The organism is Mycobacterium venezuelense (genome assembly GCF_054919535.1).
The window spans coordinates 37,520-56,122 of record NZ_JBONDW010000009.1 but is presented as its reverse complement, the minus strand read 5'-3'; the positions used below and the strand labels follow the sequence as shown (position 1 = coordinate 56,122).

Here is an 18,603-nt window from a genome sequence, read left to right as displayed (position 1 = left end):
CCGTCACACGCCACGGAAGAACGATGAAGATATGACAGAGATCGCCGAGCGATTCGACACCGAAGACGCTGACACCGACACACCGGATCGGTTCCATTTCGCATCGCGCCCCAACGCCGCGGTGGCAGCAAAGGCGGCCGGAGTGCCGGTGCTCGACGTGGTCGTGCCGGTGTACAACGAGGAAGCGGCCCTGGGACATTCGGTGCGCCGACTGCACCGGTACCTGCAGGACAATTTCGCGCTGCCCACCCGGATCACCATCGCAGACAACGCCAGCGTGGACGCCACCCCACGCATCGCCGCCGAACTGGCCGCCGAACTGGACGGTGTGCGGGTCATCCGCTTGGAGGAGAAGGGCCGTGGCCGAGCGCTGCACGCGGTGTGGTCGGCGTCCGACGCGCCTGTGCTGGCGTACATGGACGTCGACCTGTCGACCGACCTGACGGCACTCGCGCCGCTCGTGGCCCCGTTGATCTCGGGCCACTCCGATCTGGCGATCGGCACCCGGCTGGGCCGCGGCTCGCGCGTGATCCGCGGTGCCAAACGTGAGTTCATCTCCCGCTGCTACAACTTCATCTTGAAATCCACGTTGGCCGCGCGGTTTTCGGACGCTCAGTGCGGGTTCAAGGCGATCCGCGCGGACGTGGCCAGGCTTTTGCTGCCGCACGTCGCCGACACCGGCTGGTTCTTCGACACCGAGCTTCTCGTCCTGGCCGAGCGCAGTGGGCTGCGCATCCACGAAGTACCGGTCGACTGGGTCGACGACCCTGACAGCCGCGTCGACATCGTCGCCACCGCGACCGCCGACCTCAAAGGCATCGGCCGCCTGTTGCGCGGGTTCGCCAACGGCTCCATCCCGGTCAACACCATTGCCGCACAACTCGGCTCGTCACGGAACTCGGCGGCACCGGGATCGCTGCTGCGGCAGGTGGTGCGGTTCGGGGCCGTCGGCATCGTGTCGACGTTGGCGTACCTGCTGTTGTTCGTGGCACTGCGGTCGGGCATCGGCGCCCAGGCCGCCAACCTGGTTGCGTTGCTGTTGACAGCGATCGGCAACACGGCCGCCAACCGGCGATTCACGTTCGGCATCGCCGGCGCCGGCAATGTCACCCGCCACCACCTGGAGGGGCTGACCGTCTTCGCGATCGCCCTGACCATCACGAGCGGCTCGCTCGGCGTGCTGCACGCACTGACGCCGCAGCCGCATGGAGCCGTCGAACTCGCCGTGCTCGTGGCGGCGAACCTGGCGGCCACCGTCGTCCGCTTCGTGTTGTTGCGCGGCTGGGTGTTTCACCCGTCCCGGACACGACGCTGAACCTTCGAAACCGAAAGACTGCTGACATGACGACCATCGCTGACATCGGCCGCGACCCCATCGTGGTGTCGGCCGACGCGCCCCGCGCCGCACAGCCGCGCTGGGTCCGGCCCGCCTACTGGGCGATGCTGGCCGGCACCGCGATCCTGTACGTGTGGGGTCTCGGATCCTCGGGCTGGGCCAACAGTTACTACGCCGCCGCGGCACAAGCGGGCACCCAGTCCTGGAAGGCCTGGCTGTTCGGCTCCCTCGACGCCGGCAACGCCATCACGGTGGACAAACCGCCTGCCGCGATGTGGGCCATGGGATTGTCGGGCCGGTTGTTCGGCTTCAACGAGTTCACGATGCTGTTGCCGCAAGCCCTGATGGGCGCGGCGGCAGTGGCCGTCCTGTATGCCACCGTCAAGCGGACGAGCGGCCCGGGCGCGGGCCTCATCGCGGGGGCGGCGCTGGCCTTGACCCCGGTGGCGACGTCGATGTTCCGCTACAACAACCCCGACGCACTACTGGTCTTGCTGCTCGTCGTGGCCGCCTACTGCATGGTGCGCGCGATCGGGCCGGTGTCGGCGAAGACCAGCACGCTGTGGGTCGCGCTGTCGGGCTGCGTGCTCGGGTTCGCGTTCCTGACCAAGATGCTGCAGGCGTTTCTCATCATTCCCGGGCTGGCGCTGGTGTTCTTGGTCGCCGCGCCCATCGCATCGGTGTGGAAGCGCCTGGGGGCAATACTGATCGGCGGCGTCGCAATGGCGATCTCGGCCGGGTGGTATCTCGCGCTGGTTGCCTTGTGGCCTGCCGAATCCCGTCCCTATATCGCGGGCTCGACCGACAACAGCTTGCTGCAACTGGCGTTCGGCTACAACGGTATCGATCGGATCGTGGGGCAGAACCAGCCCGGCGGCGGCTCCGGTCATGGTCCCGGCGGCGGTGGGCCGAACCTGTTCTTCGGCGGCGAGGCCGGCATCGGCCGGATGTTCGGGCTGTCCATGGGTACCGAGGCGTCCTGGCTGCTGCCCGCCGCGTTGGTCGGACTGGTCGCCGTGCTGTGGTTGACGCGCCGCACCGCGCGCACTGCGGGTGCTCGTGCCGGGGCGCTGCTGTGGGGTGGCTGGCTGCTGGTGACGGCGGCCGTGTTCAGCTTCATGGACGGCACCATCCACCCGTACTACACCGTGGCGCTGGCCCCGGCGATCGCGGCGCTCGTCGGTATCTCGGCGATCGAATTGTGGCGGGTACGTGAGCACTTCATCGCCCGACTGGTGCTGGCCGCGATGCTGGCGGGCACCGGGGTGTGGGCGTTCGTACTGCTCGACCGGACACCCGAGTGGCTACCCGCGCTGCGCTGGATCGTGCTGGTCGCCTCAATCGTGGTCGCGCTGCTTCTGGCGGCCGGTGCGCACCGGCCGGGCCGGGCCGGTGCGGCGGTGGCGCTCGCCGCGATCATTGTCGGGCTCGGTGCGCCCGCGGCGTACTCGATCGAAACCGTGGTCAACGGAAACAGCAGTGGTCCGATGGCGATCGCAGGCCCCAAACGCGACTGGGGTTTCGGTGGCCCGGGTGGACACGGTGGCCCCGGTGGCCCTCCGCCGGGCATGGGCAAGACAGATGACTCGGCTCTGGCCGACCTCATCGCCGGCGCCGACAACCGTTGGGCAGCAGCCAGTGTCGGGTCGATGATGGTCAGCGATCTGGAACTCAAGACCGGCGAGTCCCTGATGGCCATCGGCGGATTCACCGGTGGCGACAACTCGCCCACCCTGGCGCAATTCCAGCAGTATGTCGCCGATGGCGACGTCCGCTACTTCCTGGATCGGGAAAGTGGCTTCGGCCCGCCCCGCGAGCAGCGTGGCAGTGCCGGTGACATCACCAACTGGGTGAAGCAGAACTTCACCAAGACCGAGGTCGGCGGAACAGCGGTGTACGACCTGCAAGCACCGCTCTCCTGACCCCCAGACCGCGGCGGCCGTCCTGCTACCCCCCGAGCAGGACGGCCGTCGCCTTTGAATCCACCCGATCCAGACCCGTGACGAACGGGTCGACGGGGTCTAACCTGCCGCTCATGTCAGTCACCGATCAGTACCTGGCCAACAACGCGGCGTTCGCCAAGGAGTTCACCGGACCGCTGCCGCTACCGCCGAGCAAGCACGTCGCCGTCGTGGCGTGCATGGACGCTCGCCTGAATGTGTACCGCATCCTCGGCCTGGCCGACGGCGAGGCGCATGTCATTCGCAATGCCGGAGGCGTGGTCACCGACGACGAGATCCGGTCTCTTGCCATCAGTCAGCGGTTGCTGGGAACCAAGGAGATCATCCTGATCCATCACACCGACTGCGGCATGCTGACTTTCACCGACGACGACTTCAAACGCGCGATCCAAGACGAAACGGGCATCAAGCCCGCGTGGGCGGCCGAGGCGTTCACCGATCTCGAAGAGGATGTGCGCCAGTCCCTGCGCCGCATCGAGGCCAGCCCGTTCGTGACCAAGCATGAATCGTTGCGCGGCTTCGTCTTCGACGTGGCGACCGGCAAGCTCAACGAGGTTCGCGTCTGAGGGGTTCAGCCCACCTTGTATGTCGCGATCGCCTTGGCGACCGCGTCGCCGTCGGGCGTGACGATGTCGACATCGCAACTCACGAGCGACCGGCCCTGGCGCAGCACCCGGCCGATCCCGATGATGTCGGTTGCCCGGGCCGGCGCGAGGTACTGCACCGACATCGAAACCGTCACGCCGCGAAGCGAATCCGGCACGTCGGCGCCGGCCCATGCCGCTGCCATGACGGTGACGTCGGCGAGCGTGGCGATCGCGCCGCCGTGCACCATGTCCGCAAGGGTGACGTTCGACGGGTCCCATGGCAGCCGGATTCGAACCTCGGGTCCGTCGAGCGATTCCGCGACGATGCCCAACTTCGCGACAAATGGTGACTGCGGCAGGAACTGTGCCATCACGTCAGATCCGGTCTGGGTGGTCATGCGCCCGAGTCTGTCGGCAACCGGTGCGGCAGTTCAATTACCTCCGGGGTAATCGGCCTGCGCCAGCACCGTCAGCGCGTCGGCCGTGCGGTCGCAGTATGCATCGCGGCCGACGAGCCCCCGCGTCATCGCCCGAACCACGGTGGACGATACGAGGAAATCGAACACGACGTCGGCACGCGCCGCGTCGCCGAGCAGTTCGGCCATCAATTCCCGCACATCGGTCTCGGCACGCAGCACGAGCCGCTCATAGATCGTCTCGTCCCGGTGGTATGCCGTCAGCAATCCCGGCAGCGCCGCCCGGGTCACGGGGTTGGCCAGCCAGTCGAGGAACACCGCGACCCAGCCGCGCAGATCCGCCCGCAGGTCGCCGGACGGCGCGGGTACGGGCACGGGTGCGGTGTGACCGAACGCGGCGTCTTCGACGAGAGCCTCTTTGGTGGGCCAGCGCCGGTAGATCGTCGGTGCGCCGACACCGGCCCGCCGGGCGATGGCGAGCACGGTGGTGCCCTGGTAGCCCTCCTCGACCAGCAGTTCCCGGGCCGCAGTCAGCACGGCGACATCCTTGGCGGGGTCGCGTGGCCGCCCGGCTGCAGTGGTCATCGCAAAAACCTATCCGCACTCGCTCCCGAGTGTTACGTTACGGACCATAACGTAATTATCCGGAAGGCTGCCGATGCTCACCCCGCACGACGAACTGCTCTGTCACCAGTTGCCGACCACGTTCGACCATGTCGCCCAATCCGATCTGCGTTGGACCGAACGCATCGTGATGTACGGGTTCGACCGCTCGGGCGATGTCAACGTGATGACGGGCCTGGCGCGCTATCCCAATCGCAACGTCACCGACGCGTACGCGATGATCACGAAGCGCAACGGCGAGGCGCGCGTCGTGCGCATGTCCACCGAATTGAACCCCGAATCCGGCGCTCTCGGAACGTATTCCGTCGGCCCGTACACCTACATCGTCGAGGAGCCGCTGCGGACCGTGCGGGCAGTGCTCGAACCCAACGAGCAGGGGGTGAGCCTCGACCTGCGGTTGCGCGGCCAGTTCCCGACCTATGAGCAGACGCCGGCGTTCCACCGCAGCCGCGGCCGCGTCAGCGAGGATGCCCGCCGGTTCTACCAGAACGGCGACCTGGAAGGCTGGATCGACATCGATGGCGAACGCATCGAAATCGATACGTCCCGCTGGTGGTTCGGACGCGACCACTCGTGGGGTATCCGCAACGGACCCGGCGGCGGGAGCCTGTCGGAGGGTGCGAACCTACAGCCTCAGGAGATACCCGAGGGCACGCTCTACTACATGGGCATCTTCGAATTCGACGACGAGCTCGTGCATTTCGCGCAACGCGAGACCAGTACGGGGGAGCGGTGGCAGTTCGAGGGCGAAATCCTCTATCCGCTTGCGACGGAACGCCCGGCAGGCACCATCATCGACGTCGAACACGATCTGAAGTTCCGCGACGACCTGCGGGTCATCAGCGGCGGCACTTTCACCGTGCACCGCGGCGACCGCAGCACGAGCACCATCGCGGTCGCCCCGATCACCGACTTCTGGCCCGGACTGGCCGGCTACATGGAAGTCGACGGATATGCATCCGGGCATTGGCGCGGTAAGGACTTCATCGACGGGTTCACGGCAGACACCACGGATCTGAGTGTCGTGAAGCCGGTCAGCTTCCTGTCCGAGACGCTGTGCGAGGTCCAGATGGACGGTAAGACCGGCCACGGCCTGGTGGAGATGGTCTTCGTCGGGGCCTACCCGCGCTACGGCTACACCGGATGGTGAGGCTAGCCGCCGAGGAGCTACCAGGAGCCCTCGAAACCAATGCCCGCCAACGTATTCCCGGAGCCTCGCAAGCGCGGGTGAAGAACTGGAACGCGAGCCAAGGCGGATTCTCCACCGAGACGTTCCTGTTCGACCTCGAGGGGCTCGACGACGGAGGCAGTCTCGGCCTGGTGTTCCGCCGCCCGCCGGAATTTCAGATCCTGCCCGACTACGACCTGCGCAGGCAGTTTCTCGTCATGCAACGTCTTGCGGCATCGGACATTCCGGTGCCGACCGTGCGGTGGATCGACGCCGATGCCGACGCGCTGGGCACGCAGTATCTCGTGATGGACCGCATCGACGGAGTGGTCGGTGTCAGCGACGTGCCGCCCTACCACGGGGCAGGAATCTTCGCCGAGACCGACGACGCGGGCCGCGCCACGCTCTGGAATGGGTGCGTAGACATGATCGCGGCCGTGCACCGGCTCGATCCGCAGGAATATAGGCTGGGGTTCCTCGGCGAGTCGAGTCCGGCCGCCCTGCGTGACTTCCTGCGCTATGCGATCGGCTGGGCCTACGGCGACAAGCCGATTCACCCGACCTTCATCCGAGCGCTGGAGTGGCTGGACAACCATCTCTACTCGCCTGACCGGGTCGGGCTGTGCTGGGGTGACAGCCGGATGTCCAATGTCCTTTACCGGCCCGATCTCACGCCCGCCGCGGCGCTGGACTGGGAGATCGCCTATCTCGGTGATCAGGCCGCCGACCTCAGCTGGCTGCTCATGACCGATTGGGTGAGCAGCCCGCTGCCCGACAACGCACCGGCGCCTGGAACGCCGAGCCGCGAGGAGACCGTCGACCGCTACGAACACGCGGTGGGGCACAGCATCGGCAACATCGAGTTCGGCGACATCACCGCGCCGCTTTTGCTGGCCGTCGCGCTTATCCGGCTCAACCATCGGTTCGACCTGCCGGGCGTTGACCTCGCCGACATTTGCGCGCGGCGTATCGACTTCGTACTCGGCAGCTGAGGGTCCTCAGGGAATTGCTCTAGATTTCTCGGGTGTCCACGCCCGAGAGCCCGGCCTTCCCCCGCGGGATGGCTCTGCTCGTGGCGGGGGCGCTGTTCATGGAGATCCTCGACGCCACGATCATCACGCCCGCCATACCGCTGATCGCGTCGTCGTTCGGCGTCGATGCGGTTGACGTCAACGTCGCGATCTCGGCGTATCTGGTCACCGTGGCGGTCCTGATCCCGGCCAGCGGCTGGATGGCCGACCGCTTCGGCATCCGCCGCGTATTCATCGCCGCCATCGCGGTATTCACGCTGGCCTCGGTCGGCTGCGCGTTCTCCGTGTCGTTGCCCATGCTCGTCGGCACGCGGGTATTGCAGGGTGTCGGTGGCGCGATGATGGTCCCGGTCGGCCGGCTCGCAGTGCTGCGCTTCAGCGCCAAGTCCGACCTGGTGCGGGCCATCGCGTTGCTGACCTGGCCGGCCCTGGCCGCGCCGGTTCTCGCCCCGGTGCTCGGCGGTGCCATCGCGACGCTCGGAAGCTGGCGGTGGATCTTCGCGGTCAACATTCCGATCGGGCTGATCGGATTCCTCTTGGCGCTGCGGCTCATTCGCGGTGAGCCGGCCGCGGCGCCGCGGTCCCTGGACTGGCCCGGGCTGCTGGCACTCGGTTCCGGGATTGCTGCGGCGCTGATCGCACTGGAGAACATCCGGGTGTCCGGCACCGATTGGGTGCTGGTCGGCGGGTGCGGTGTGGGCGCGATCGTGCTGCTGTCGGCTGCCGTCTGGCGGCTGCTCAATGCACAGAATCCGCTCGTGCAACTGCGCGTGCTCCAGGTCCGCACGCTGCGGATCACGGTGCAAGCCGGGTCGCTGTACCGGATGGCCATCACCGGCGTGCCGTTTCTGCTGCCGCTGCAGTTCCAGTTGGAGTTCGGCTGGACGCCGTTCGCCGCGGGGCTCATGGTGGCCGCGCTGTTCGCAGGCAACCTGACCATCAAGCCACTCACGACGCCGATGATGCGGCGCATCGGAATTCGCAACGTGCTGCTGATCAACGGCATCGCCTCGGTCGGTTGTTTCGGCCTGCTCGCCCTACTACAGCCGGGCGTGCCCGTCGCCGTCATGGCCGTCGTCCTCTACGTCAGCGGCGCGCTGCGATCCATCGGCTTCACCGCCTACAACAGCCTGGCGTTCTCCGACGTCGACGGCGATCGACTCACCCACGCCAACACGCTCAACGCGTCCGTGCAGGAACTCGCTGCCGGCCTCGGCATCGCCGTCGCCGCGCTGCTGCTCAGTCAGCTGACCTCGTACTCGGCGACATTCTTGGTGCTCGGCGCCATGCTCGCGGTCACTCTCATCGAAACGCTGCGGCTGCCGCGCAGTGCCGGCTCGCACGTGAGCGGGCACCGCTGAGGTGATTGCTCGCTGGCTGTGTGCCCGCGATTGGCGGCGTTGCCCCTTGATGGTCACGCCAGTGTGGCTTTGGAGGCCGACGGTCACTCTGGCGTGACAAAGGCAGTGGCGTGACAAAGGCAGTGGCGTGACAAAGGCGGGCCGGCCGCGGGCCACGCACTCGCGCAGGTCAGCAGCTGGAACGTTGACACTGCCGCGCCATGCCGGTTACATTCCAGGTCATGCTTGCAATTCTGGCCATTTCTACCAACTTAATGGGGAAGCAGTGACCACGGCCGAGCCGATCGAGACGCAACCCGGCACCTACGAGCTGAGCCATCTGCGTTCGCTGGAAGCCGAGGCCATCCACATCATCCGCGAGGTCGCGGCTGAGTTCGAGCGGCCGGTGCTGCTGTTCTCGGGCGGCAAGGACTCGATCGTCATGCTGCAATTGGCGATCAAGGCGTTCGCGCCGGCGCGGCTGCCGTTCCCGGTCATGCACGTCGACACGGGGCACAACTTCGACGAGGTGATCGAGACTCGCGACCGTCTGGTGGCCGAGAACGGCGTGCGACTCGTCGTCGCCTCGGTGCAGGACGACATTGACGCGGGCCGGGTCGTCGACAACGGACCCTCGCGCAATCCGCTGCAGACGGTGACGCTGTTGCGCGGCATTCGCGAGAACAAGTTCGACGCCGCATTCGGCGGTGCACGCCGTGACGAGGAGAAGGCACGGGCCAAGGAGCGGGTGTTCAGTTTCCGCGACGAGTTCGGCCAGTGGGATCCCAAGGCGCAGCGCCCCGAACTGTGGAACATCTACAACGGCAGGCACCGCAAGGGTGAGCACATCCGGGTGTTCCCGCTGTCGAACTGGACCGAGTACGACATCTGGGCCTACATCGGCGCCGAGAACATCACGTTGCCCGCGATCTACTACGCCCACACGCGCCCGGTGTTCCAGCGTGACGGGATGCTGCTCGCGGTGCACCCGTTCATGCAGCCCCGCGACGGCGAAGACGTCTTCGAGACGAGCGTGCGGTTCCGCACCGTCGGCGACGTCACGTGCACGGGCTGTGTGGAGTCGACCGCGGCGACGGTCGAGGACATCATCGCCGAGACCGCCGTCTCGCGTCTGACTGAACGCGGCGCCACGCGCGCCGATGACCGCATCTCCGAGGCTGGGATGGAAGACCGCAAGCGCGAGGGGTACTTCTGACATGGGGCGAGCGAAGCGACGGGGGAAATAGACATGGCGACACTGCTGAGGATCGCGACCGCCGGGTCGGTCGACGACGGCAAGTCCACGCTGATCGGCCGGCTGTTGTATGACTCGAAGGCCGTCATGGAGGATCAGCTCGCCGCCGTCGAGCGCACCTCCAAGGAACGCGGCAACGACTACACCGACCTGGCACTGGTGACCGACGGCCTGCGCTCGGAACGCGAGCAGGGCATCACGATCGACGTCGCCTATCGCTACTTCGCCACGGCCAAGCGGAAATTCATCATCGCCGACACGCCCGGCCACATCCAGTACACGCGCAACATGGTGACCGGAACGTCGACCGCGCACCTGGCGATCGTGCTCGTCGACGCGCGGCACGGGCTGCTCGAACAGTCCCGCCGCCACGCCTTCCTGGCTTCGCTGCTTGGTGTGCAGCACATCGTGCTCGCCGTCAACAAGATGGACCTGATCGACTGGAATCAGGAGAAGTTCAACGACATTCGCGACGAATTCCATGCGTTCGCGGCGCGTCTGGACATCCATGACGTCACCACGATCCCCATGTCGGCGCTCAACGGTGACAACGTCGTCACGAAGTCGGACAAGGCCCCGTGGTACGACGGCCCCCCACTCCTGAGCCATCTCGAGGACGTCTACGTCGCCGGTGACCGCAACCTGGTCGACGTCCGGTTTCCCGTGCAGTACGTGATCCGTCCGCAGACCGTCGACCATGCCGACCACCGCAGCTATGCCGGCACTGTGGCCAGTGGCGTGATGCGCGTAGGCGACGAGATCGTCGTGCTGCCGAGCGGGAAGTCGAGCACCATCACCGCGATCGACGCGCCGACCGGTCCGGTCACCGAGGCGTTCCCGCCGATGGCGGTTTCGGTGAGCCTGGCCGACGACATCGACATCTCGCGTGGCGATGTGCTCGCCCGGGTCAACAACCAGCCGCACGTCTCGACGGAGTTCGACGCGACGGTCTGCTGGATGGCCGATGGCTCGGCGCTGGAGCCGGGCCGCGAGTACCTGGTCAAGCACACCACGCGCACGACGCGGGCCCGGGTCGCCTCACTGGACTACCGTCTCGACGTCAACACGCTGCACCGGGACAAGTCCGCGACGGCGCTCAAGCTCAACGAGCTCGGCCGCATAACGCTGCGCAGCCAGCAGCCACTGATGCTCGACGAGTACTCGCGCAACGCCGCTACGGGTGCGTTCATCCTGATTGACCCCGACACCAACGGGACGGTCGCCGCGGGCATGGTGCGTGACACCACGCCCGTCGCGAACCGGGCGGCGAGCCCCAACACCGTTCGTCACCAGTCGCTCGTGTGTGCCGACGACCGGCTGTCCAAGGGCCGCACCATCTGGTTCACCGGCCTGTCGGGTTCCGGTAAGTCGTCGGTGGCGATGCGGGTCGAGCAGAAGCTGCTCGAACGCGGTTGCCCGGCTTACGTTCTCGACGGCGACAACCTGCGGCACGGGCTCAACGCCGATCTCGGTTTCTCGATGGCCGACCGGGCGGAGAACCTGCGCCGGCTGGCTCACATCGCCACGCTCATGGCCGACTCCGGTCTGACGGTGCTGGTTCCCGCGATCAGCCCACTGACCGAGCACCGCGAGCTGGCCCGTGCCGTGCACGCGAACCAGGGTTTCGAGTTCTTCGAGGTGTTCTGCGACACCCCGCTGGAGGACTGCGAGCGGCGCGACCCCAAGGGGCTGTACAAGAAGGCCCGTGCCGGTGAGATCACGCACTTCACCGGGATCGACAGTCCATACCAGCGGCCGAAGAGCCCGGACCTGCGGTTGGTTCCCGATCGCGATGTGGACGAGCTCGCCGACCAGGTGATCGAGCTGTTGGACAGTCGCCGGTGAACGACCACGAACTGGCTGCCCGTCTCGCGACGCGCGCCGGGGATCTGCTGCTCGACGTCCGTGCCGACTTCGCCGACGCGTCTGCCGAGGAGCGGAAAGCCGCGGGGGACAAGCAGTCCCACGATTTCCTGATGGAGGAGCTCGCGGCGCAGCGTCCCGGCGACGCGGTGCTGTCCGAAGAAGGTGTCGACGATCCGGTGCGCCTCGCCGCCGAGCGGGTCTGGATCGTCGACCCGCTCGACGGCACGCGGGAGTTCTCCGAACTCGGCCGCGACGACTGGGCGGTGCACGTCGCCCTGTGGGAGAACGGTGAACTGGTCGCCGGCGCGGTGGCGCTGCCCGCACAGAACACCACGTTGTCGACACCCGAGGTGGCCGCGCCGCGTGCGTTCGACGGCCCGCCGCGGATCGTGGTGTCGCGTACCAGGCCGCCGGCGATCGCGCTTGCGGTGCGCGATGCGCTCGACGGCACCTTGGTCGAAATGGGTTCGGCCGGTGCGAAAGTCGCCGCGGTGATCCGCGGGGTCGCCGACGTCTACGTGCACGCCGGTGGCCAGTACGAGTGGGATTCGGCCGCGCCGGTCGCCGTGGCACGCGCGGCGGGCCTGCACACGTCACGCATCGACGGGTCGCGGCTGGTCTACAACTCGGCCGACCCGCTGCTGCCGGACCTCGTGGTGTGCCGGCCCGAGCTGGCCGAGCGGGTACTGGCCGTCACCGGATAGGACGTTACCGAGAGCAACGAAATGGCTGGTTTGCCAACGGTTTCACCGCCACACCGTTGGTCTCGGCGTAGGCTGGCTTGATGACTCGTCCAACGTTGCGCGAACTCGCCAGCCTGCCGGGCGCGCCGGCCCGGCTGGCCGACTCCACCCTGGTGCTCATCGACTGCCAGAACACCTACACGCAGGGCACGATGGAGCTCGAAGGTGTGCAGGCCGCCCTGACCGAGACCGCGCAACTGCTGGACCGGGCCCGCAGCGCGGGCATCCCGATCATCCACATCCAGCACTCCGACGGGCCGGGTTCGCTGTACGACATCGAAGGCGAGAGCGGTGCGATCGTGGCGTCGGTGGCGCCTCGCGAGGGTGAACCCGTCGTGGTCAAGAACTTCCCGAATTCCTTTGTGCAAACTGATCTTCAGCAGCGATTGCAAGAGGTCGACGCGTCGAATCTGCTACTCGCGGGGTTCATGACGCACATGTGCGTCAACTCGACCGCACGCGGTGCGTTCAACCTCGGTTACGCGCCCACGGTCGTGGCCGCTGCGACCGCAACCCGGACGCTCGCAGGCCCGGACGGGGAACCCGTGCCTGCCGCCGCCCTGCAGGCGGCGAGCCTGGCGGCCTTGTCGGACCTGTTCGCGGTCGTGGTGCCGCAGACCGTCGACATCCCCGACTAACCCGTCCAGTTCGCGTTGAGCGAGTCGATGCGGTCGACGTTGTCCTCGGCCCAGGCGCGGAGCCGGCCCAGCGGATCGGCGACGTCGCGGCCCAGTTCGGTCAGTGCGTATTCGACGCGGGGCGGCACTTCGGCGTAGATGGTGCGCCGCAGCAGCGACGCGGCCTCGAGCCGGCGCAACGTCTGGGTCAGCATCTTCGGGCCGACGCCGGGCAGCGCGGCTTGCAGTTCGGTGAACCGGGCCTGGCCCTGCTCAAGCAGCCCGATGATCAACGCCGACCACTTGTTGGCCAACAGATCCAGCAATGCCCGGCACGGACAGGCTTCGGCGTACACGTTGTGCTCGTCGTGTCGACCGGTCGGACAAATCGTGGCCACAGCTCGTTCTCCTCACTACGTCTAGCTGCAAGGATTCCCTCGAGGGAAGTAGGCGCCCTTGCAGGAAACCGCCGGTGCGCGATTAGCATCCGTCGGCGTCAGCAATGCCAACAGATGAGGAGTGGTCACTATGCCCGATATGGCCGCGATCGGTTCCTACTCCGCCCTGCCGATCGACGATCCGGATGCTCTGCGAGACGTCCGGGTTCCGGTGCCTCAACTCCGCCCTCATGACGTCCTCGTGCGGGTCGCGGCCGTCTCGGTCAACCCCGTCGACATCAAGCGCCGCCGTAGCCTGTCGCCGAGCACGGATCCGGTGATTCTTGGCTTCGACGCGGCGGGAACGATCGAGGCGGTCGGGCCGGAGGTGACGACGCTCTCGGTGGGTGACGAAGTCTGGTATGCCGGTGACGTCACGCGGCCCGGAACCAACGCCGAGCTTCATGCGGTCGATGAGCGTATCGTCGCGCGAAAGCCGAAATCGTTGTCCTTCAAGGATTCTGCCGCACTGCCGTTGACCACCATCACGGCCTGGGAGACGTTGTTCGAACGGTTCGCGCTCACGGCCGATTCCCGGGGTGACCTGCTGGTGCTCGGCGCGGCCGGCGGCGTCGGGTCGGTGTTGATCCAGCTGGCAAAAGCGCTGACCGGGGTTCGTGTCATCGCGACGGCCAGCCGCGCCGAATCCCGCGACTGGGCGCTGCGCATGGGAGCCGATGAGGTGATCGACCACCGTGACCTGCGATCTCAAGCTCTCGAGGTGGCGCCGGACGGGATCGACTACCTCTTCTCGCCGCACTCGGCAGGCAACATCAGCATCTACGCCGACATCATGCGCCCGTTCGGGCACATCACGGCCATCGACGAGCCCGAGGGACTCGACCTCGTCGAGCTCAAGACGAAAAGCATTGCGTGGCATTGGGAACTGATGTTCACGCGCCCGATGTTGGGTTACGACATGATCGCCCAGCAGCGGTTGCTCAGCGCGGCCGCCGATCTGATCGACGCTGGGACGCTGCGGAGCACGCTCACCAATGCAATCGACGGCTTCGGTGCGGCCGGCCTTCGCGAGGCGCACCGCCACGTGGAATCCGGTCGCATGGTCGGCAAAGTGGTGGTGACGCGCGAGCGATAAACCGCTGGGCGGTCCGCCGACCCGGCTGGCAGAATCGCGCCATGCGGAGCACCCCATGACGCAGCCCTCCACGCGCATCACTCGCCTCGACGAGAAGCAGAGCACGTCGCGAAGCCAGCTGGACGAACTGCTCGACAGCACGCCACTGGCGACCATCGCACTCGTCCGCGACGGTCACCCGATCGCGTTTCCGACCGGATTCGCGCGCATCCGAGACGAATTGGTGATCCACGGATCCACCGGCTCGCCGTGGCTGCGGGCGCTCGCAGGAGGTGCACCGGCCGCGGTTTCGGTGACCGCGCTCGACGGTGTGGTGGTGGCGCGCAGCAGCTTCGAATCGTCGTTCCACTACCGCAGTGCCGTGCTGTTCGGGACGTTCGAGCGCATCTCCGACGACGACAAGGTCGGGTACCTCGAAACCCTTACCGACTCATTCATCCCCGGGCGCGTCGCCGAACTGCGGTCCAGCACCCGCAAAGAGCTCGCTGCCACGATGGCGATGCGCCTGCCGATCGGTGCCGACAACTGGTCGCTCAAGGTCAGCGACGGCTGGCCCGAAGACCCGGACGAGGACATCGCGGCGGGCGCATGGGCCGGTGTGGTGCCGTTGACGGTGCAGTACGGACAACCCGAGACCGCGCCGGACGTCGCGCCGGGCACACCGGTGCCAGCGTCGGTGCACGCCATGACCGGGCCGCTGCGGAACACGCCGTCGCGGTAGCGCTGGACTGTCCGCATGGTCCGGCTGGCAGAATCGGGCCTATGCGGATGTCGGCGAAGGCGGAGTATGCCGTCCGAGCCATGGTCCAATTGGCCGCCGTCGGCGAAGGTGATCTCGTAAAAACCGACGATCTGGCCAAGGCGCAGGGCATACCGTCGCAGTTCCTCGTCGACATACTCTCCGACCTGCGCACCGACCGGCTCGTTCGCAGCCACCGGGGCCGAGACGGGGGATACGAGTTGGCTCGCTCGGCCGCTGAGATCAGCATTGCCGACGTGCTGCGCTGCATCGACGGGCCGCTTGCGAGTGTGCGCGACATCGGCCTGGGCGACCTGCCGTATTCGGGCCCGACCGCCGCGTTGACCGATGTGTGGCGGGCCCTGCGGGCCAGTATGCGTTCGGTGCTGGAGGAGACGAGCCTGGCCGACGTGGCGTGCGGCAAATTGCCGTCCCACGTGGCGAAACTGGCGGGCGCCTACCTCAATCAGGAAGAGCAGCGCGGGCACGGTTAGTGGCCGACGTACTCAGCCGCCGTACGGCCGGGTGATGATCTCCAGGTAGTGGCCCGACGGGTCTTGGAAGTAGACACCACGTCCGCCGTCGTTGTGGTTGATCTCGCCGGGGCGCGCACCGCGCGGATCGGCCCAGTGCTGCAAGCCCCAGTCGCGGACCCTGCCGTAAATCGCGTCGAACTCGTCCTCGGACACGAGAAACGCGTAGTGCTGAGGGCGGATCTCCTCGCCGGGTGAGGCCTGCGCGTAATCGAGGGTGACGCCGTGGTTGAGCGTCACCGCGAGAAACGGGCCGAATTCGCGCGGGCTGGGCAGCCCGAACAACTCGGTGAAGAAAACCGCTGACTCCTGCCGATCCTTGGCGGCGACGATGGTGTGGTTGAAGGTGATTGCCATATGTAGCCAGTAAACCCTTGGCTCGTCGCGGTCGGCAAGGTGCAGGATGAGGGCCATGCCGACAGCCGAAACCCTGACCGGTCCACGCGTGCGGCTGCGGGCACCGGTCATCGATGATGCCGAAGCACTGTTCGCCCGTATCGCCTCCGATCCCGAGGTGACCCGCTATCTGTCGTGGCGCCCGCATCCTGACGTGGCAGAGACGCGGCGGGTCATCACGTCGCTGTTCAATGTCGGCGATGAACGGACGTGGCTGATCGAGCTGGACGGTGAGGTTGTCGGCCTGTGCGGCAGCCGACGCGTGCAGCCGCACGCGGTAGAGCTCGGCTATTGCCTGGCACGGTCGCATTGGCGGCAGGGTTTGATGTCAGAGGCAGTGTCGATGGTGTTCGACGAGGCGAGCCGTGACCCGTCGGTGTACCGGGTGTCGGCCTACTGTCATGTCGACAATGCGGGCTCGGCGGGTGTGCTGCGACGGTGCGGTTTGTCACTCGAAGGAAGGCTCGCGCGCTACGCAGTGTTTCCCAATATCGGCGAGGAGCCCCAGGATGTGCTCCTGTTCGGAAAGGCGGTGCGGTGATGAGCGGATTCGACCTACGAGGTCTGGCGCGGCCGGTGATCGTGGCACCGATGGCCGGTGGGCCGTCGACCCCCGAATTGGCGGCCGCGGGCAGCAACGCGGGTGGGCTCGGATTCATCGCGGCCGGCTATCTCTCTGCCGACGCACTCGCCGACCGGATCACCGCAGCGCGCGCGCTGACATCAGAGCCGTTGGGCGTGAATCTCTTTGCGCCCCAGCCCAGTGCAGGCACCGCGGATGGGATCGAGGCCTACGCGCGGGCGCTGGACGGTGAGTCGGACCGGTACGGGGTAGCGCTCGGCGAGCCGCGCTACGACGACGATGCCTGGTCGGCGAAACTCGGCGTGGTCGGAGACCTGCGGCCCGAGGTGGTGTCGTTCACGTTCGGATTGCCGACGGCCGAAGAGATCGCGCGGCTGCGCGATGCCGGGATCACCACGGTGGGCACCGTGACGACGCTGGACGAGGCCCGGATGGCGGTGGATTGTGGCATCGACGCGCTCGCCGTGCAGGGGCCCGCGGCGGGCGGTCACCGCGGCACATTCGACCCGGCCGCGGCACCCGCGACGCAGCCGCTGGATCAGCTTCTGGCCGAGGTGCTGGCCGCAGTCGACGTCCCGGTCGCGGCGGCGGGTGGGCTGGTGACCGCAGCCGACGTCGCGGGCGTCCTGGCCGCCGGTGCGGTGGCAGCGCAACTCGGCACCGCGTTCCTGCTGGCCGACGAGGCAGGCAGCAGTCCTGTGCACCGTGCCGCGTTGCAGAGCCGGGATTTCACCGAAACCGTTGTGACGCGGGCATTCTCCGGACGTTATGCCCGCGGCCTGCGCAACCGGTTCGTCATCGAGCACGAGGCTCAGGCGCCGTTCGGCTACCCTGAGATCCACTATCTGACGAGTCCGGTACGCAAGGCGTCGGTGGCCGCCGGTGATCCGCAGGCCACCAACGTGTGGGCGGGTACCGGGTGGCGCAACATCGGCACGGGTTCGGTCAAGGACATCATCGGCGCACTCACCTGAGCTGACCTAGCCGCGTTCGAGTCCCACTTCCTCCACCACGACCTCACCGTTGTCGGATCGTGCGGTCACCTCCCCAACAGCGTTGTCGGGATTGGTGGTTTCGGGCACCCGCACCTTGGTCGAGGACCCGGACTGCGCTCGCACGAAGTACGGACCGGGCTTCGGCAGGCCGATCACGACAGTGCCGTCGCGGGTGATCGCATTGACGGTGCGGGGTGCGGCATCGCGGAAGTCGACGGTGATATCGCCATCGGATGTCGTGGCGCTGAACTCCTCGGTGACCGCGATGGGATCGCGGGAGACGATTTCGCCGTTGACGGTGTGGGTTTCGATACGCCGGGCCGCGCCGCTGAGGACGATCGCGCCGTTTGTGGTGCGGGCGATCAGCTGGTCCACGTCGGCTTGCGCGAAGACCGCGCCGATCTCCTGTTCGGTGCGCACCGTCAGCCTGCGTGCCTGTTCGGGCGGCAGCGAGATGACGATCTCACCGCCGCGGGCCCATTCCAGCATGGGAGACGGACTACCGGAGATGGCGATGCGGGCTTCGCCGCCGTCGGAGCTCACCGCGAGCCGGTGCTCGCCGCTGTGCGTGGTGTTGACGAGCCGCAGGTCGGCTTTGGCATCGCGGGTTTCGCGATCGGCGGTGATCCGGATCGCGACGGGAACCTGAGCGGTGTCGATCACCAGCGTGCGCATGGTGGCCGGCAGGGCCTGGTGATCGGTGACGACGCGCACGGTACTGACGCCCCAGGCCGCGACCCCGAGGCCGGCCAGCGTGCCGACGAGCAGAAGCGCGGCCGCAGCGATCAGAACCAGCCGGAACGCGGTGCGCCCGCCCGGCGTCAGTTGGGGCGGCGGGGCGACCGGCGGCGGGGTGGTGATGGTAGTCACGATGGAAGTC

20 protein-coding genes are annotated in these 18,603 nt (G+C 67.2%); 15 read left to right on the top strand and 5 right to left on the bottom strand.

Annotation, left to right across the window (positions count from 1 at the left end):
- Positions 1 to 31 precede the first annotated feature (31 nt).
- The 3 genes from ACRCUN_RS16470 to ACRCUN_RS16460 all read left to right on the top strand — a co-directional run bounded on the left by ACRCUN_RS16470 (position 32) and on the right by ACRCUN_RS16460 (position 3,863).
- On the top strand, positions 32 to 1,315 hold the full coding sequence (locus ACRCUN_RS16470; RefSeq protein ID WP_462142694.1) for a bifunctional glycosyltransferase family 2/GtrA family protein: 1,284 nt from the start codon (positions 32 to 34) through the stop codon (positions 1,313 to 1,315).
- Between the two features lie 26 nt (positions 1,316 to 1,341).
- Positions 1,342 to 3,258: an ArnT family glycosyltransferase gene (locus ACRCUN_RS16465; protein WP_462142693.1), complete on the top strand. Its 1,917-nt coding sequence runs from the start codon at positions 1,342 to 1,344 to the stop codon at positions 3,256 to 3,258.
- Positions 3,259 to 3,371: 113 nt separating this feature from the next.
- Positions 3,372 to 3,863, top strand: a complete 492-nt coding sequence (locus ACRCUN_RS16460; protein ID WP_462142692.1) for a beta-class carbonic anhydrase — start codon at positions 3,372 to 3,374, stop codon at positions 3,861 to 3,863.
- Positions 3,864 to 3,868: 5 nt separating this feature from the next.
- Here ACRCUN_RS16460 and ACRCUN_RS16455 read toward each other — a convergent pair whose 3' ends face one another.
- Positions 3,869 to 4,258, bottom strand: a complete 390-nt coding sequence (locus ACRCUN_RS16455; protein ID WP_462142911.1) for a PaaI family thioesterase — start codon at positions 4,256 to 4,258, stop codon at positions 3,869 to 3,871.
- A gap of 57 nt (positions 4,259 to 4,315) precedes the next feature.
- On the bottom strand, positions 4,316 to 4,885 hold the full coding sequence (locus ACRCUN_RS16450) for a TetR/AcrR family transcriptional regulator (protein ID WP_462142691.1): 570 nt from the start codon (positions 4,883 to 4,885) through the stop codon (positions 4,316 to 4,318).
- Positions 4,886 to 4,958: 73 nt separating this feature from the next.
- On the opposite strand from ACRCUN_RS16450, the gene ACRCUN_RS16445 reads away from it, so the two are divergent.
- The 7 genes from ACRCUN_RS16445 to ACRCUN_RS16415 all read left to right on the top strand — a co-directional run bounded on the left by ACRCUN_RS16445 (position 4,959) and on the right by ACRCUN_RS16415 (position 12,965).
- A complete protein-coding gene (locus ACRCUN_RS16445; protein WP_462142690.1) occupies positions 4,959 to 6,074 on the top strand; it encodes an Rv3169 family protein in 1,116 nt (371 codons plus the stop codon).
- Entirely contained in the window at positions 6,068 to 7,084 is a 1,017-nt protein-coding gene (locus tag ACRCUN_RS16440; RefSeq protein ID WP_462142689.1) for a phosphotransferase family protein, read from the top strand. Before ACRCUN_RS16445 ends, ACRCUN_RS16440 begins: the two co-directional genes overlap by 7 nt.
- A 68-nt stretch (positions 7,085 to 7,152) precedes the next feature.
- Positions 7,153 to 8,484, top strand: a complete 1,332-nt coding sequence (locus ACRCUN_RS16435) for an MFS transporter (RefSeq protein ID WP_462142910.1) — start codon at positions 7,153 to 7,155, stop codon at positions 8,482 to 8,484.
- 265 nt (positions 8,485 to 8,749) lie between these two features.
- Positions 8,750 to 9,679 carry a sulfate adenylyltransferase subunit CysD gene (cysD, locus tag ACRCUN_RS16430; RefSeq protein ID WP_462142688.1) on the top strand — a complete coding sequence of 310 codons (930 nt, stop codon included), beginning with the start codon at positions 8,750 to 8,752 and terminating at the stop codon, positions 9,677 to 9,679.
- A 33-nt stretch (positions 9,680 to 9,712) separates the two neighbouring features.
- Positions 9,713 to 11,563 carry a sulfate adenylyltransferase subunit CysN gene (gene cysC / locus ACRCUN_RS16425; protein ID WP_462142687.1) on the top strand — a complete coding sequence of 617 codons (1,851 nt, stop codon included), beginning with the start codon at positions 9,713 to 9,715 and terminating at the stop codon, positions 11,561 to 11,563.
- On the top strand, positions 11,560 to 12,288 hold the full coding sequence (locus tag ACRCUN_RS16420) for a 3'(2'),5'-bisphosphate nucleotidase CysQ (RefSeq protein WP_462142686.1): 729 nt from the start codon (positions 11,560 to 11,562) through the stop codon (positions 12,286 to 12,288). The genes cysC and ACRCUN_RS16420 overlap by 4 nt, the downstream gene beginning before the upstream one ends.
- An 80-nt stretch (positions 12,289 to 12,368) precedes the next feature.
- Positions 12,369 to 12,965, top strand: a complete 597-nt coding sequence (locus tag ACRCUN_RS16415; protein WP_462142685.1) for a cysteine hydrolase family protein — start codon at positions 12,369 to 12,371, stop codon at positions 12,963 to 12,965.
- Here ACRCUN_RS16415 and ACRCUN_RS16410 read toward each other — a convergent pair.
- A complete protein-coding gene (locus ACRCUN_RS16410; protein WP_462142684.1) occupies positions 12,962 to 13,342 on the bottom strand; it encodes a winged helix-turn-helix transcriptional regulator in 381 nt (126 codons plus the stop codon). The two genes, ACRCUN_RS16415 and ACRCUN_RS16410, sit on opposite strands and share 4 nt — an antisense overlap.
- A 130-nt stretch (positions 13,343 to 13,472) precedes the next feature.
- Here ACRCUN_RS16410 and ACRCUN_RS16405 point away from each other — a divergent pair, with 130 nt between their 5' ends.
- Genes ACRCUN_RS16405 through ACRCUN_RS16395 form a run of 3 tightly spaced genes read left to right on the top strand, consistent with a single transcriptional unit; the run spans position 13,473 to position 15,710 of the window.
- Positions 13,473 to 14,477 carry a zinc-binding alcohol dehydrogenase family protein gene (locus tag ACRCUN_RS16405; protein WP_462142683.1) on the top strand — a complete coding sequence of 335 codons (1,005 nt, stop codon included), beginning with the start codon at positions 13,473 to 13,475 and terminating at the stop codon, positions 14,475 to 14,477.
- A gap of 55 nt (positions 14,478 to 14,532) precedes the next feature.
- The gene (locus tag ACRCUN_RS16400) at positions 14,533 to 15,198 is read left to right on the top strand and encodes a pyridoxamine 5'-phosphate oxidase family protein (protein ID WP_462142682.1); all 666 of its coding nucleotides are present in this window, start codon (positions 14,533 to 14,535) and stop codon (positions 15,196 to 15,198) included.
- Positions 15,199 to 15,239: 41 nt separating this feature from the next.
- Positions 15,240 to 15,710, top strand: a complete 471-nt coding sequence (locus tag ACRCUN_RS16395; protein ID WP_462142681.1) for an Rrf2 family transcriptional regulator — start codon at positions 15,240 to 15,242, stop codon at positions 15,708 to 15,710.
- Between the two features lie 12 nt (positions 15,711 to 15,722).
- On the opposite strand, the gene ACRCUN_RS16390 is transcribed toward ACRCUN_RS16395, so the two are convergent.
- Complete coding sequence (locus ACRCUN_RS16390; protein ID WP_462142909.1) at positions 15,723 to 16,106, bottom strand: VOC family protein; 384 nt, start codon at positions 16,104 to 16,106, stop codon at positions 15,723 to 15,725.
- A 55-nt stretch (positions 16,107 to 16,161) separates the two neighbouring features.
- On the opposite strand from ACRCUN_RS16390, the gene ACRCUN_RS16385 reads away from it, so the two are divergent.
- Entirely contained in the window at positions 16,162 to 16,686 is a 525-nt protein-coding gene (locus tag ACRCUN_RS16385) for a GNAT family N-acetyltransferase (RefSeq protein WP_462142680.1), read from the top strand.
- Entirely contained in the window at positions 16,686 to 17,702 is a 1,017-nt protein-coding gene (locus ACRCUN_RS16380; protein ID WP_462142679.1) for a nitronate monooxygenase, read from the top strand. The genes ACRCUN_RS16385 and ACRCUN_RS16380 overlap by 1 nt, the downstream gene beginning before the upstream one ends.
- 6 nt (positions 17,703 to 17,708) lie before the next feature.
- Here the strand turns inward: ACRCUN_RS16380 and ACRCUN_RS16375 are convergent, their stop codons facing one another.
- A complete protein-coding gene (locus ACRCUN_RS16375) occupies positions 17,709 to 18,593 on the bottom strand; it encodes a DUF4097 family beta strand repeat-containing protein (RefSeq protein ID WP_462142678.1) in 885 nt (294 codons plus the stop codon).
- Positions 18,594 to 18,603 lie beyond the last annotated feature (10 nt).